Source organism: Pseudomonas sp. SDO55104_S430, assembly GCF_054070595.1.
Genome location: NZ_JBSVXG010000149.1, coordinates 1 through 14,483 on the forward strand (window position 1 = coordinate 1; position 14,483 = coordinate 14,483).

A 14,483-nucleotide genomic window follows, 5' to 3' on the forward strand; every position below is an offset into this window, starting at 1 on the left:
CAACACAGAGGTCACTGACACACTGCATTCGCGAGCAAGCCCGCTCCCACAATGGATCTGCATATGGCATTGAATCGTGCAAAATGCCGGATCTGCGCGCGCCCTCGTGCAGAATCAAACAGGCCCCATGCCATCACCCATTCCCCAATCATCTGATTTGAAAAGCCTTTCTCCACAACCCCGATTGGCCTGATCCCTGCACCCCTCACGCTACATTCATCTAGCGCCGATTGAAGGGGGATGCATGACCCCACCAAACGCCAAAAAGCTGGTGGTCGCCCATTCGGTGCGGCCCGAAGCACCGCTGCATGAAGTGGAAACCAACCGCGCCCTGGCCAAGTGGCTGGCGCAGATTCTTGGGCTCAAGTTCGGCGGGAGCTTCGATCCTCAGCAGCATCGCGGCAGGGATCTGTACGTGCTGCCGACCCAGACCCTGGTGGGCGCGACCGCCGCGCGAGAGCTGGCGGTCAAAGGTCCGGAGGATCTGTGGGGCGGCTACGTCGAGCACGATTTCATCTGCACCAAAGCCATCACCCACGGCTTGCGAAGCCATCAGGCCCATGCGCCCGTCGGCTGGGCGCCGCTGTTTTCCGAGCGGGTGCGCAGTGTCGTGCTCGACGGTCTCAGCGTGTTTTCCCTGGAGGACGCGCGACCAGCGGCGGAGCATCTGCTGTACACCGGCCCGATCCGCCTCAAGCCGATTCACGCTTGCGCCGGTCGCGGTCAGGAAGTGATCGAAAGCCTTGACCACTTCGACGAGATACTCGCCCGCCCCGAAGCCAAAACCCTGTTCACCGAAGGCGTGGTGCTTGAGCAGGACTTGGACAAGGTAGTCACCCACAGCGTCGGCCAGAGTTTTTTCGGCGACAAGGTACTCAGCTACTGCGGTGATCAATACCTGACCGAGGACGCCGAGGGCGAAGAGGTCTACGGCGGTTCCAATCTGTTGGTGGTGCAGGGTGGCTACGATGAATTGTTGAAGCTCGACCTGCCCGAAGACGTGCGCCTGGCCATCCAGCAGGCCCAGGTGTTCGACAGTGCGGCAGATGAAGCCTATCCCGGCTTCTATGCCTCGCGACGCAACTACGACATCGCCCAAGGCATCGACAGTAACGGTAAGCAGCGCAGCGGTGTGCTCGAACAATCCTGGCGCATGGGCGGTGCCAGCAGCGCGGAAGTCGCGGCCTTGCAGAGCTTCGTCAACGACCCGCAGATGCGCGCGATCCGGGTGTCTTCGGTGGAGACCTACATCGATCAGCCGCTGCCGGCGCACGCCATCGAGGTGTATCGCGGACCTGCGGAAAACAGTGAATTTCTCCTCAAGTATGTGACGGTCAAATCCCATGACGGCTAGAAGCGAAAGCATTCAAATCGACATTGATGATGAACAGATGAGCGGGACATTTCTCAGTCCCAAATCGAAAGTCCCCGGCGTGCTGTTCGTGCACGGCTGGGGCGGGAGTCAGGAGCGGGACCTGGAGAGGGCCAAGGGCATTGCCGGCCTTGGCTGCGTGTGCCTGACCTTCGACCTGCGCGGCCATACCGGCGGCACCGGCATTCCGCTGACCCGGGTCACCCGCGAAGACAACCTGCGCGACTTGCTGGCGGCCTATGACCGCCTGCTCGCGCATCCGGCACTAGATACCTCGGCGATTGCCGTGGTGGGCACCAGTTATGGCGGTTACCTGGCCTCGATCCTCACTTCGTTGCGCCCGGTGCGTTGGCTCGCATTGAGGGTGCCGGCGCTGTATCGCGACGATCAATGGCACACGCCCAAGCGCGACCTGGACAAGCTCGACTTGCGCGATTACCGCAGCACTCTGGTGCGTGCCGACAGCAATCGGGCGCTGCATGCCTGTTCGCAATTCACCGGGGATGTGTTGCTGGTGCAGTCGGAAACCGATGACTACGTGCCCCACGCGACGATCATGAGTTACCGCGCAGCGTGCCAGCAGACGCATTCGCTGACGCACCGGATCATTGATGGGGCTGACCATGCGTTGAGTGATCCGGTTTCGCAGCAGGCTTACACCTCGATCCTGGTGGACTGGATCACGGAGATGGTGGTTGGGGAGCGGTTGAGCATTATTCAATCCAGGTGATTTTGTGGGGTTCTATAGGGACCCTTCGCGGGCAAGCCCGCTCCCACAGTGTCCGAGGCGTTCACAAAATTTGTGTCCGCTGAAGATCCTTGTGGGAGCGGGCTTGCCCGCGAAGAGGCCCGCCCACACACCACAAATCACTTGGGCTTTTTGGCAATCCGCAACGACTTCGCCTTGGCCTCCACCACTAGATACATCACCAGCGTGATCAACAACGGCAACAGAAAATAAATCGCCCGATAAGCCAGCAATCCCGCCACCAGACTCCCTCGCGATACCTCGTGTTGCAGCAACGCCACGAACACCGCTTCCAGCACCCCGAGCCCCGCCGGGATGTGGGTGATGACCCCGGCGATGGCGCTGATCAGCAACACGCCCAGCACCAACGGATAATCGAGTTTGCTCGGCAGCAGGGTGAAGATCACCGCCGCCATCAACGACCAGTTCAGCGCGCCAAGACCCAGTTGTAGGATCGCCATGCGCAACGACGGCAGGTTGATTTCCACTCCGCGAATCGACCATTCGCGCCGCTTGGAAAACTGACACGCCGCCAGATACCCCGCGCTCACCAGCAGCAACAAAACGCCGACTCCCTGCAGCGCATCGCTGCTCAGCTTCCAGCCCGGCGGCATGCGCACGAGCCCGCTGCTGAAGATAGCGCCGGCGATCAGCATGTAGCCGAACCAGTTGGTCGCAAGGCTCAATCCGAGGATTTTCGCGATGTTGCTCTTGCTCACGCCGAGCCGCGAATAGAGTCGGTAGCGCATGGCGATGCCGCCGACCCAGGCACTCAGATTGAGGTTGAAGGCGTAGCTGATGATCCCCACCGGCAGGATCTGTTTCCACGTCAGGTCCTGGCGGATATAGGTGCGGCCGATCAGGTCGAAACAGGCGTAGACCAGAAAACTGGTCAGGGTCAGCCCGGCGGCGATGAGCAGCGTGCGCATCTTGAATTCGGTCAGCGTGTGCAGCACTTCCGCCCATTCGATGCGTGAGGCGAACATCGTCAACAGCACGATCAGCGCCAGGAAAAACAGCATCGTCAGCGGTCGTTTCCAGCGGCTGAAACGTGACTTGGCCGGGTGTTCGGCGTGGGCTGTCGCCTGGGCGTCACTTCGGCTCATGCTGATCGCTCCCGGTCGGTGAGGTGTAAGTCTTCAGGCGCGGTTTATGTGCCGGCAGCCAACCGGCCATTGCCGGGAAATGGCGCAGGAAGTGGAACACCAGAAAGCCCACGGTCATGTGCCAGATTCGTCCGCGCGGAGCGGTGTCGACCGACATCAGCTTGCAGTGGTTTTCGCTGAGCTCTTCCAGCCGCTCGAACAGGTCGCGATTGAACGCGCGATCGCGGATCAGCACGTTGGCTTCCAGATTCATCGACAGGCTCAACGGATCGAGATTGCTCGAACCCACGGTGCTCCAGTCTTCGTCCACCAGCGCGACCTTGCCGTGCAGCGGCCGATCACAGTATTCGTAGATTTTTACTCCGGACCTGAGCAGGTAGTCGTAGGTCATGCGCGCGGCGAGTTTGGCCACCAGAACGTCGGGTTGACCTTGCAGGATCAGGCGCACATCGACGCCACGGCGCGAGGCGTTGCGGATCTCGCGCAGCAGTCTGTAGCCCGGGAAAAAATAGGCGTTGGCGATCACCACGCGGCGTTGCGCGGTGCGCAAGACCTGACGGTAAATCTCCTCGATGTCGGTCGTGTGTTCGGCGTTGTCGCGATACACCAGGCGCACCTGTCCATCGCAATCATTGATGACCAGTTCCGAGCGGCGCTGCCGACGCCGTTGCCACCAGTATTTGGCCCGTGCCGGACGCCCACATTGCAGCAGAGCGAAGTGGTGGATGTCGGCCACTGCCGGGCCCTGGATTTCCACTGAATAGTCCTGCTTGGCTTCGGGGCCGAAGTCGGCCAGATGGTCGCCGGAAAAGTTGATCCCGCCGATGAAGGCGATGGTGCCGTCCACCACCACGATCTTGCGGTGCAGCCGACGGAACCAGTTGGTGCGGATGCCCAGGCGCTTGGGGGCCGGGTCGAACATCTGAAGATGCACGCCCGCGCCGCTTAGCGCAGTGAGATAACCAGTGCTCAGCTCGCCGCAACCGAACCCGTCGAAGCTGGCGGTGACGCGCACACCGCGCTGGGCCGCTTCGATTAGGACGGTTTTCAGTTCTTCGCCGACCTTATCCTCGAACACAATGAAGGTTTCCAGCAGGATCTCGGTCTTGGCCTGACGCATGGCCTCGAACACCCTTGGGAAATAGGCCTCGCCGTTTTCAAGCAATTCGACGCGGTTGTTGCCTTGCCATCGGTATTCGACATCGACCGCTGCCGGTTCATTCGCCGGCGGTGAGGCAATAGATTCCGCAGTGGTTTTTTCCATGGGCGAAGTGTTCATAGCTCAATCTCCACCGACAGAGGGGCGTGGTCCGAAAGGTGCGACCAGGGACGGGTGGTCAGCACTCGTGCAAGCGTAGCTTTGAGGTTGCGTACGTAGATTCGGTCCAGGCGCAGCACCGGCAAGCGGGCGGGGAAACTGCGAGCTGGTTTGCCGTGCTGCTCGGCGAATACCTCGCGCAAACCGTGGGGCGTGAGCAGGGCATCGGCGCGCTGGCGCCAGTCGTTGAAATCGCCGGCGATGATGACGGGGGCATCGTCTGGCAGTTCGCGCAACCGTCGCGCGAGCAACTTGAGTTGGGCATTGCGATGGCTTTCGCGCAGACCCAGATGAACGCAGATCGCATGCACTTCCGGGCCGTCGCCAGGCATGCGCAGCACGCAATGCAGCAGGCCACGGTTCTCGTGACCGCTGATGGACACATCAAGATTCTCATGGCGCACGATCTGAAATTTCGACAGCAGCGCGTTGCCGTGATCGCCCGCCGGATAGACCGCGTTGCGCCCATAGGCGAACTGCGGCCACAGGGTGTCGGCGAGAAATTCATATTGCGGAACCACCGGCCAATTGTCGTAGCGCTTGGGATGCTGTTCGTGGGTGCCGTGGACTTCCTGCAAAAAAACTACATCGGCCGAGACGCTGCGCACGGCTTCGCGCAATTCCGGCAGGATGAAACGCCGGTTCAGCGCGGTGAATCCCTTGTGTGTGTTGACCGTCAGCACCGTGAAGCGGTGCACCGTGGTGTCGACGGCGGCCTGTTCGTCGGTAACGCCGACCGGCTCGGGAATCGTCATGGCAGCGCTCCTTCGGCAACAGGCTCACCGGGGGCGGTGGCCAGGTGTTGGTCGAGGTCAAAATGCTCCAGCAGACGACGGGCATCGAAGGGTGCGCGGACCTTGATGTCGTTATCGAAATAGCAAAACACTTCACGGGATTTGCGCACCCTGGGTTTCTCCCGGGGTGCGATCAACTGCGGGTCACTCGGTTGCCGGCCGTTGTGCCAGGCTTCGATCCTTTCGCCCCAGCGCTTCAAGGCCTGCGGTGTGTAACCGCTGGCGTAGAGCTCTTCGGCACCGTGCAGGCGCAGGTAGACGAAGTCGCTGGTGATGTCTTCGCGATAGGGCCATCTGCCGGCGGTGTCGGCAATTACCAGAGCGGTGTTGTAGCGCTTGAGCAGACGGACGAAGGCGGGGTCGATAAAGCTGTCATTGCGGATTTCCACGGCGTGGCGCACCGGCTTCTTTTTGTAGGCCTTCTGGCTCACGTGGCCGTTCAAGTGTGAATCGTACTGACGGGCCAGGGTGGCGGCCTGTTCGGTGTTGTGGGGCAATTGTTCGAGAAAGCTTTCGAACAGTTCGGCATCGAATTTGAAGTTGGGCGGAAACTGCCAGAGGATCGGGCCGAGTTTTTCCCTGAGTTCCAGCACACCGGATGCGAAGAAATTTGCCAGAGGTTTATGGATATCGCGCAGGCGTTTGATGTGGGTGATGAACCGCGGGGCCTTGACGCTGAACACGAAGTGCAGGGGCGTATCGCCGTACCACTGGGCGTAGCGTTCAGGCCGTTGCAGGGCGTAAAACGATCCATTGATTTCGATGCTGTTGACGGCCCGCGACGCGAACTGCAGTTCGCGTTTCTGCGGCAACCCCTTTGGGTAGAAATCCCCCCGCCAAGGCGTGTAGCGCCAGCCTGAAATACCAATATGAATCGCCGCCATGTCGCCTCCCGTCCGAATGCCCCATTTCTTTGCTGACTGTGAGGTGGCGGGGAAAGTTTCGGTGGGACTACGGACGGTAAAACGACTTGCCCCCTGTAGGAGCGAGCATGCTCGCGATGGTCGTCAACGATAACGCGGGCTGTCTGAATGCCCGCGGTGTCTGTACCTCCATCGCGAATAAATTCGCTCCTACAGTGAAGCGCGGTGAATCAGTGACCGGCGACCACGCGGGTCGAGGACTCGGCGTATACCGGGCCCAACCGGTCCAGGCGCCCACTCCAAGCAGTCAACACCAGCGCCACCAGCACCACCAGACCACCGATCCACGCGGTATGGATCAGGCCCATGTGGGCGACGATCAAACCACCGCCCCAGGCGCCGCCGGCGATACCCAGGTTGAACGCGGCGATGTTCAGGCCCGAAGCCACGTCCACCGCACGCGGGGTGTGATGTTCGGCCTGGCGCACCACATACACCTGCAGGCCCGGCACATTACCGAATGCCACGGCGCCCCAGACCAGCACGGTGGCTAGCGCCAGCCATGGATTGCCGGCGGTGAAGGTCAGTGTGAACAGCACGGCGGCGAGCAGGGCGAAGATGATTTTCAGGGCGCTGATCGGGCCGCGTTTGTCCGCCAGCTTGCCGCCCCAGATGTTGCCGACCGCCACCGAGACGCCGTACACCAGCAGCACCAGGCTGACGGTGCTGGCGCTGAAGCCCGAGAGGTCCTGAAGGATCGGCGCCAGGAAGGTGAAGGCGATGAACGAGCCGCCGTAGCCGATGGCGGTCATGGCGTACACCAGCAGCAGCCGAGGTTGCTTGAGCACCTGCAATTGCTGCAGCAGCGAAGCGGGTTTGCTGTGGGCGATGTTTTTCGGCACGTAGAGCAGGCTGCCGATAAAGGCGATCACGCCCAGGGCCGACACCGCGAGGAAGGTTTCACGCCAGCCGAAGTGCTGCCCGATGAACGTTCCCAGCGGCACGCCGGTGACCAGTGCCACAGTCAGGCCGGTGAACATGATGGCGATCGCGCTGGCGGCTTTTTCCTTGGGCACGAGACTGGTGGCGATGGTCGAGCCGATCGAGAAAAACACCCCGTGGGCAAGGCCTGTAACGATGCGCGCCAGGATCAGCGACTCATAACTCGGCGCTTTCCAGGCCAGCAGGTTGCCGAGGGTGAACAGCACCATCAACGACAACAGCAGCAGTTTGCGCGGGACTTTGCCGGTCAGTGCGGTCAACACCGGCGCGCCGATGGCGACACCCAAGGCATACAGGCTGACCAACAGCCCGGCGGACGGCAGGCTGACCCCAAGGTCGGCGCCAATGGTGGGTAACAGGCCAACGATGACGAACTCGGTCGTCCCGATGGCAAAGGCGCTGAGGGTCAGCGCGAGCAAGGCAATGGGCATGGCTGCAACTCCGGTGGGTTGATTCGATGGAGCGCAGTGTCGGGGTTTGGGTTGTGCGGAAAAATAGAGGGATGGGCATTTGATATTTGCGTGGTGATCAAATATCCAGGCGGAGGGCGAACTTGCCGCCCATTTATCGATCAGTTCCTTACAGTCTCATCCAAGGGAGCGGGTGCTTTGATCAAGTTCAAGACCGCGATATTACTGGGGGCGCTGCTGTTTCTGGGCAGCGAGCAACTGGAAGCCGCGTCGATTCCTGGCGTTCCGGCCGCGACACCGCCGGCGCATCCGCAACCGCTGGTGGAGGGCGGGTTGTTGGGCGCCATCAGCTCCAGTCTCGATGAGGTACAGGAGAAACTGGACCTCAACGAAGACCTTCTAGACGCCTGGCGTTTGCGCGCTGACCGCGCCGCCGATGAGGTGGATCAACTGGTCAATCGCCCGTCGGCCCGTTCGGCGTGGAGCGTGTCCGGCGATTTCCTGTTGTTGACCGCCGTGTGGGCGGGTGTCTTCGGCCTGCTCTGGATGTTCGGCAAGTCGCTGACCGAGCGACTGTGCCGCCATCGCCTGCTGCTCAGCCGCGAGCGTGGCCAGGCATTGCTGGGTTACGTACTGCCTTACAGCATTCCGGCGGTGATCAGCCTGCCACTGACGATTTATGCCAGTCACTGGCTGCCGATTTCCGCTGGTCGTGCCCTGGCGTTGTGTTTCGCCTATGCCACCAGCAGCGGTGTGTTCGCCGCCTCCCTGGTGATGTCACTGGTGGTGCTGTTCAACGCCGGCCACAAGCGCCGCGCGGTGCAGATCATCCGCCAGCACAGCCCGCGACCGCTGTTCGGGATCGGCTTTCTCGTTGCCCTGAGCGATGCCTTGACGAGCCCGCAGATCGCCCACCAATTGGGCGGCAACCTCACCAGCAGCATCGCGGTGTTCACTGGGCTTACGGCGTCGATTGCTTTCGGTTGGCTAGTGATCCGCATGCGACGGCCGGTCGCTCATTTGATCCGGATCCTGCCGTTGGCGCAGCGTCGTTCGAAGCCGGCCCTGCGCGAAACCCTGCGGATTTTTTCCGGGCTCTGGAACTGGCCGATTCTGCTGATGGTGCTGGTGTCGATCATCAACCTGATCGGCGTCGGTGATGACAATCAGAAGGTCTTGCGCAGCGCCCTGTTCACCACCGTATTGCTGATTGCCGGGGTATTCCTCAGTACCACGCTGCATCACCTGTTCAGATCGCGGAATCAGTCAGACGTACGTCGCAGCAGCGCTTACAAGGAGCGTTTCCTGAGTCTGTCTCACGCGTTGCTGCGCATCGCCATGGCCATCGTCTTCATCGACATCCTCGGGCGAATCTGGGGGGTGTCGCTGTTCGAGTTTGCGGTGGGCAATGCGGTAGGCCGGGCGATCAGTGATTCATTGAGCCACATCGGCCTGATCTTCCTGGTGACCTGGATGGTCTGGGTGGTGCTCGATACGGCGATTCAGGAAGCCCTGAAACCGCCGGTCAACAAACGCTCGGTGCGTCAGCCCAGCACGCGGGTGAAGACCATCCTGCCGTTGCTGCGCAATGCGATCAAAATCGTCCTGGTGGTGATTTGCGCGATCACCACCATGGCCAACCTGGGGATCAACGTCGCGCCGTTCCTGGCCGGTGCTGGGGTGATCGGGCTGGCAATCGGTTTCGGCTCCCAGCAACTGGTGCAGGACGTGATCACCGGTCTGTTCATCATCATCGAGGACACCCTGTCCATCGGCGACTGGGTGGTGCTCGACTCAGGCCACGCCGGCACCGTGGAAGGCCTGACCATCCGCACCCTGCGCCTGCGCGACGGCAAGGGCTTCGTGCATTCGGTGCCGTTCGGGCAGATCAAGGCGGTCACCAACCAATCCCGGCAATTTGCCTATGCGTTCTTTTCGGTGCAGTTCACCTACGACACCGATGTCGATCGGGCCATCGAATTGATTCGCGAGGCGGGGCATGAGATCAGCAACGATCCGTTTCTCAAGTACAACCTGCAGGGGCCGCTGGATGTGTTTGGGGTCGACAAGATGGACCTCAATGGGGTGGTGCTGACGGCGCAGTTCCGGACTGTGTCGGGTGGGCAGTATGCGGTTAGTCGGGCGTTTAACCAGCGGTTGAAGAAGCTTGTGGATAACCATCCAGAGGTGCATTTCGCGCAGACTTATCCACAGCAGGTTTTGATGCCCAGGCGGGCTGAGCCGGTGATGGATGGGGTGGATGAGGTGGGGCATTCGGCGGTGTTGATACCGGAGGGGATTAGGTCTCAGTAATTTGTCGTCTGTACTGGCCTCATCGCGGGCAAGCCCGCTCCCACAAAGATCTGCAGTGATCACAAATTACGTGTACACCAGCAAACCTGTGGGAGAGGGCTTGCCCGCGATGAGGTCAGCACAGTCAACATCAATGCCGGATCAATTTGCTGCGCACTTCAGCCATCCCCTGCTGATCCAGCTCCAGCCAAAACTGCTGCTTGCCGGCAATCTCGGCAGCCGCCGGCAATCCATCCCGATACACCAGCCGATTACTCGCCAACGCTGGGACTTTCACCCCCGGCAACAAGGTCCCCGCGAGGTTCAGCGGATCAACCCCGCACACCGCAATCAAACTGCCGTCATGGGGCCGGCGGCGTACTTCGCGCAATAGCGGAATAGCCTCGGGCAGAGCGAACTGCTCCCCCGCCAGACCACTGACAAAACGCCCGCCACGAATCTCCCCCCGGGCCTCCAGCCGATGGAACGTGCGCAACAGTTCGCGCCAGCTCGGCAACCAGTCCGCCTCACGCTCCAGCAAGCGCCAGAACACCACGCCATAACGGCGCAACAAAGTCATGGCGATGTGTTCCAGGGTCTCGGGTGAATAGGAGGTCGGACGTGAATCCTCGGTCACCGCGCCACGTCGCAGCAATGCCCAGCGCCCGGCATCGTCCATGCCACCGATAAAGGCCCCACGGCCGCGACGGCTGCTGCGATTCTGCCGTTTGCTGGCCGGGGTGATCAGCGCGCGCAGGCCGGCGAAGCTGTCGGCGTTCACAAGCCCCGCGCCCACCAGTTCCTGCAAGGCGATTTCCAGTTCGGTGCGCAGCACGTGAGCTTCGTGGGTCAGCTCGTCGAAAAACAGCGCGCCGTGCTGGCGCAGGGCTTCGTAGACTTTCTGCGTTTTCGGCGACAGCTCATTGACCGGCGTCTGCTCGGTCAAATCGCTCCACAGCCCGACCCGGTTGCGCGGCAGCAGCACGATGGGCGTATTGCGCAGGGCGCTGCTGGCGCTCTTGTTGCGCGCGGTCAGTCGGGTCCAGACCAGCTTGCCGCTGCGACACAAGTCATCGAGCCAAGTGGCCGAATAGTCCTTGATGCGCGCCGGCAACATGTCGCTGTCCCAAGCGGATGCGGCGGCGGGATAACCCTCGAACTGCGCGACGATCGACGGCAACACCGCGCTGCCCTGACCCTGGCTGGCGCTGGACAGATGTTGCCAGTCGAATAGGAAACGCATGAAATCCTGCAGCGCCACCGGCTCGATTTCCCGCCGCAGACGCTTGACCGTGTAGCGATGAATCCGCGCCAGCAAATGCCGTTCGCACCATTGTTCCTCTTCGATGCCGGGGATGAAGCGGCCGCGCAAGACGTACCCTTCGCGCTCCAGTTGCGCCAGTGCCTGAATGACTTGCGCCTGGGGCAATCCCAGTGGCCCGGCGATCGCATCGATGGGCAGCGGTGCGAAGGCGCTGAGTCGGGCGCGAATCACCTCCAGCACCGCTTCTTCGTTTTCCCAAAGTTCATCGAAACCGGGCAAGGCATCCACTGCCGGCCACACGGCGGCCTGTGGATAAATCGCCAGCAGGCAGGTCAGCCGCTCCCGGGCCAGCCATAACCCTTGATCGAGACGACAGGCGCGGCCACTGTCGGCCAGCGCCTTCAACCAATCGACCCAGTGCGGGTTGGCCTGCGCCTCGGTCTCGGTGATGCACGCCAGGCTCATCAGCGCTTCGTGCATCTCGTCGACGCTGTTGGGTGTCGGCCAGGCTTCCTCACCCACCGCGACGATGGCCTCGGCGTCCAGCGCACCGAGGTCGTCGGTGGATTGCGGGTCGCTCCAGCGGCGGTTGATCACGGCTTGAGTGCGGCGCTCTTCCAGCGGTGCATCGTCGAGAAAAGTGTAGGGGCGGGCGCTGAGAATCTCCGCGGCCAACGGCGAGGGCGCCGGCAGATCGCGACTGATCAGGCGCACCTCGCCACGTTCCATGCGCCTCAACAATGCCAGCCAGCCTTCGCTGTCCATGGCTTCGTGCAGGCAGTCGTCGAGGGTTTGTTCCACCAGCGGATGATCGGGAACCTCCCGTTCACCGGCGAGGTTTTCCACGCAGGCGATCTGATCGGGGAACACGCTGGCGATCAGGTCCTCGCTTTTCATCCGCTGGATCTGCGGTGCGACCTTGCGCCCGCCGGTGAAGCGCGGCAAGGCCAGCGCCACTCCAGCATTCCAGCGCCAACGCACGCCGAACAGCGGCGCCTCGAGTACGGCCTGGATCAGGATGTGCTCGGCGCTGTTGCTGTGCAGATAGCGCCAGACGTCGTCGAGTTCAAAGCTGTGGCTGGTGGACAGCGACAGCACGATGGCGTCTTCACTGGCGGCGGCCTGTAATTCGAAATTGAAGGTGCGGCAGAAACGCTTGCGCAGGGCCAGGCCCCAGGCGCGATTGATGCGACTGCCGAAGGGTGTGTGGATAATCAGTTGGGTGCCGCCGGACTCGTCGAAAAACCGCTCCATCAACAAGGTGTCCTGAGACGGCAAGGCACCCAGGGCCTGGCGCGCGCGGGCCAGGTATTCCACCAGCTGTTCGGCGCTGGCGACGTTCAGGCCCAGGGTTGTGGTCAGCCAGTCGAGGGCCGGCTGCAGATTGCCCGGCGTGTCGCCCAACAGCTCATCGAGTTGCGCCTGCAGACGCGCGACGGCGAAAGACAGTTCCGCGCTGCGTCCCGGTGCTTCGCCGAGCCAGAACGGAATGGTCGGCGGCTGGCCCTGGGCATCCTCGACCCGGACCTTGCCGGTTTCGACCCGCAGGATGCGGTAGGAGGTATTGCCCAGTTGGAACACGTCACCGGCGATGCTTTCCACGGCGAAGTCTTCGTTGACGCTGCCGATGTTCAGACCCTGGGGTTCGAGCAGCACGCTGTAGTCGGCGTTGTCCGGAATGGCCCCGCCGCTGGTCACCGCCGCCAGTTTGCTGCCGCGTCGCCCACGCAGGGTGCGGTTGACGGCATCGCGGTGCAGATAGGCGCTGCGGATGCCCTGCCGGCCGTTGTAGCCCTCGGCAAGCATGTGCAGCAGCGCCTGGTAGTGTTTTTCGTCGAGCGCGGCGTAGGGCGAGGCCTGGCGGAACAGCTCCAGCAACGCCTGCTCCGGCCATTCCTGGCAACTCACCTCGGCGATGATCTGTTGCGCCAGTACGTCCAGCGGCGCCTGGGGGATTTGCAGGGTGTCCAGTTCGCCCCGGCGCACGCAATCGAGCAGCGCCGCGCATTCGATCAGGTCGTCACGGGTGGTGGCGAACAGTCGGCCCTTGGGCGTGCCGCCGACCTGATGCCCGGAGCGACCGACCCGTTGCAGAAAACCGGCAATCGAGCGAGGCGAGGCGATCTGACAGACCAGGTCGACGTCACCGATGTCGATCCCCAGCTCCAGCGAGGCCGTGGCGATCAGCACTTGCAGCTCGCCACGCTTGAGCCGCTGCTCGGCGTCCAGGCGAAACTCCTTGGCCAGGCTGCCGTGGTGGGCGGCGACGGCGTCCTTGCCCAGGCGCTCGCTCAGGTGGCGGCTCAGGCGCTCGGCGAGGCGGCGGGTGTTGACGAAAATCAGCGTGGTGCGGTGTCCCCGGGCGAGAGCGGCGAGGCGGTCGTAGACCAGTTCCCAGACATCATTGGCCATCACCGCCGAGAGCGGCACCGGCGGCACTTCGATGTCCAGGTCCCGGGGGCGGGCGTGGCCGATGTCGATGATCTCGCAGTGGCGATTGCGGCCGACCAGAAAGCGCGACACCGCTTCGATGGGTTTTTGCGTGGCCGACAGGCCGATGCGCACCAGAGGCTCTGCGCACAGCGCCTGCAGGCGCTCCAGGCTCAGGGCCAGGTGGCTGCCCCGTTTGCTGGCGGCGATGGCGTGGATTTCGTCGACGATCACCGTGCCAGTGGTTTTGAGCATCTGCCGGCCGGAATCGGAGCCGAGCAGCACGTAAAGGGATTCGGGGGTGGTGACCAGAATGTGCGGCGCGGTCTTGCGCATCGCCGAGCGTTCTTTCTGCGGCGTATCGCCGGTGCGCACGGCGGTGGTGATCTGCAGTGCCGGCAGGCCCATGACGCGCAGTTGTTCGGTGATGCCGGCCAGCGGGTCTTGCAGGTTGATCTGGATGTCGTTGGACAACGCCTTGAGCGGCGAGACATAGACCACCAGGGTCTGGTCGGGCAGGCCTTCGGGGCTTTCCAGGCCGCGGTGAACCAGATCGTCGATGACGGCGAGAAATGCGGTGAGGGTTTTACCGGAACCGGTGGGCGCGGCGATCAGGGTCGAGCGGCGCTGGCGGATCAGCGGCCACGCCCGGGCCTGGGCGGCGGTGACCGTGGCGAAGGAGTTGCTGAACCAGGCGCTGACGGCAGGGTGGAAGCCGCTCAGGGCACTGTCGGCGGGGATGGGCAGGTTCATGTTCTGATTTATGCGGGTGGGGGCGGGAAGATGCAAGTACCGCTGGGGCCTTGTGCTGGTCTTCAGGGCCTCTTCGCGGGCAAGCCCGCTCCCACAGTGTCCGTGTCGTTCACAAATGCCATGTTCACTGA

General features: G+C 62.4%; 9 protein-coding genes. 3 read left to right on the forward strand and 6 right to left on the reverse strand.

Going from position 1 to position 14,483, the window contains the following annotated elements:
• Nucleotides 1-244 precede the first annotated feature (244 nt).
• Together ACW9JE_RS21735 and ACW9JE_RS21740 are read left to right on the forward strand one after the other, a co-directional pair.
• Nucleotides 245-1,354, forward strand: coding sequence for a DUF3182 family protein (locus ACW9JE_RS21735; protein WP_457433902.1), 1,110 nt, complete (start codon nucleotides 245-247; stop codon nucleotides 1,352-1,354).
• Nucleotides 1,344-2,102, forward strand: coding sequence for an alpha/beta hydrolase family protein (locus ACW9JE_RS21740; RefSeq protein ID WP_175377098.1), 759 nt, complete (start codon nucleotides 1,344-1,346; stop codon nucleotides 2,100-2,102). The genes ACW9JE_RS21735 and ACW9JE_RS21740 overlap by 11 nt, the downstream gene beginning before the upstream one ends.
• Before the next feature lie 137 nt (nucleotides 2,103-2,239).
• On the opposite strand, the gene ACW9JE_RS21745 is transcribed toward ACW9JE_RS21740, so the two are convergent.
• From ACW9JE_RS21745 to ACW9JE_RS21765, 5 genes are all read right to left on the reverse strand, one after another.
• Nucleotides 2,240-3,226 carry a lysylphosphatidylglycerol synthase domain-containing protein gene (locus ACW9JE_RS21745; RefSeq protein ID WP_457433903.1) on the reverse strand — a complete coding sequence of 329 codons (987 nt, stop codon included), beginning with the start codon at nucleotides 3,224-3,226 and terminating at the stop codon, nucleotides 2,240-2,242.
• Nucleotides 3,213-4,505 carry a cardiolipin synthase ClsB gene (gene clsB / locus ACW9JE_RS21750; protein WP_457433904.1) on the reverse strand — a complete coding sequence of 431 codons (1,293 nt, stop codon included), beginning with the start codon at nucleotides 4,503-4,505 and terminating at the stop codon, nucleotides 3,213-3,215. The genes ACW9JE_RS21745 and clsB overlap by 14 nt, the downstream gene beginning before the upstream one ends.
• Nucleotides 4,502-5,299, reverse strand: coding sequence for an endonuclease/exonuclease/phosphatase family protein (locus tag ACW9JE_RS21755; protein WP_457433905.1), 798 nt, complete (start codon nucleotides 5,297-5,299; stop codon nucleotides 4,502-4,504). The genes clsB and ACW9JE_RS21755 overlap by 4 nt, the downstream gene beginning before the upstream one ends.
• Nucleotides 5,296-6,222: a DUF72 domain-containing protein gene (locus ACW9JE_RS21760; protein ID WP_457433906.1), complete on the reverse strand. Its 927-nt coding sequence runs from the start codon at nucleotides 6,220-6,222 to the stop codon at nucleotides 5,296-5,298. Before ACW9JE_RS21760 ends, ACW9JE_RS21755 begins: the two co-directional genes overlap by 4 nt.
• 209 nt (nucleotides 6,223-6,431) lie before the next feature.
• Nucleotides 6,432-7,634 (reverse strand): MFS transporter, encoded by a 1,203-nt coding sequence (locus ACW9JE_RS21765; RefSeq protein WP_457433907.1) that lies wholly within the window; start codon nucleotides 7,632-7,634, stop codon nucleotides 6,432-6,434.
• 177 nt (nucleotides 7,635-7,811) lie between these two features.
• On the opposite strand from ACW9JE_RS21765, the gene ACW9JE_RS21770 reads away from it, so the two are divergent.
• Nucleotides 7,812-9,926 carry a mechanosensitive ion channel family protein gene (locus ACW9JE_RS21770; RefSeq protein WP_457433908.1) on the forward strand — a complete coding sequence of 705 codons (2,115 nt, stop codon included), beginning with the start codon at nucleotides 7,812-7,814 and terminating at the stop codon, nucleotides 9,924-9,926.
• 130 nt (nucleotides 9,927-10,056) lie between these two features.
• On the opposite strand, the gene ACW9JE_RS21775 is transcribed toward ACW9JE_RS21770, so the two are convergent.
• Nucleotides 10,057-14,352 (reverse strand): Lhr family helicase, encoded by a 4,296-nt coding sequence (locus ACW9JE_RS21775; protein ID WP_457433909.1) that lies wholly within the window; start codon nucleotides 14,350-14,352, stop codon nucleotides 10,057-10,059.
• Nucleotides 14,353-14,483: the final 131 nt, after the last annotated feature.

Bases quoted from the DNA above. Each gene is read 5' to 3' on its own strand.
- ACW9JE_RS21735 (WP_457433902.1), top strand. From the start codon at position 245: ATGACCCCACCAAACGCCAAAAAGCTGGTGGTCGCCCATTCGGTGCGG.
- ACW9JE_RS21740 (WP_175377098.1), top strand. From the start codon at position 1,344: ATGACGGCTAGAAGCGAAAGCATTCAAATCGACATTGATGATGAACAG.
- ACW9JE_RS21745 (WP_457433903.1), bottom strand. From the start codon at position 3,226: ATGAGCCGAAGTGACGCCCAGGCGACAGCCCACGCCGAACACCCGGCC.
- clsB (WP_457433904.1), bottom strand. From the start codon at position 4,505: ATGAACACTTCGCCCATGGAAAAAACCACTGCGGAATCTATTGCCTCA.
- ACW9JE_RS21755 (WP_457433905.1), bottom strand. From the start codon at position 5,299: ATGACGATTCCCGAGCCGGTCGGCGTTACCGACGAACAGGCCGCCGTC.
- ACW9JE_RS21760 (WP_457433906.1), bottom strand. From the start codon at position 6,222: ATGGCGGCGATTCATATTGGTATTTCAGGCTGGCGCTACACGCCTTGG.
- ACW9JE_RS21765 (WP_457433907.1), bottom strand. From the start codon at position 7,634: ATGCCCATTGCCTTGCTCGCGCTGACCCTCAGCGCCTTTGCCATCGGG.
- ACW9JE_RS21775 (WP_457433909.1), bottom strand. From the start codon at position 14,352: ATGAACCTGCCCATCCCCGCCGACAGTGCCCTGAGCGGCTTCCACCCT.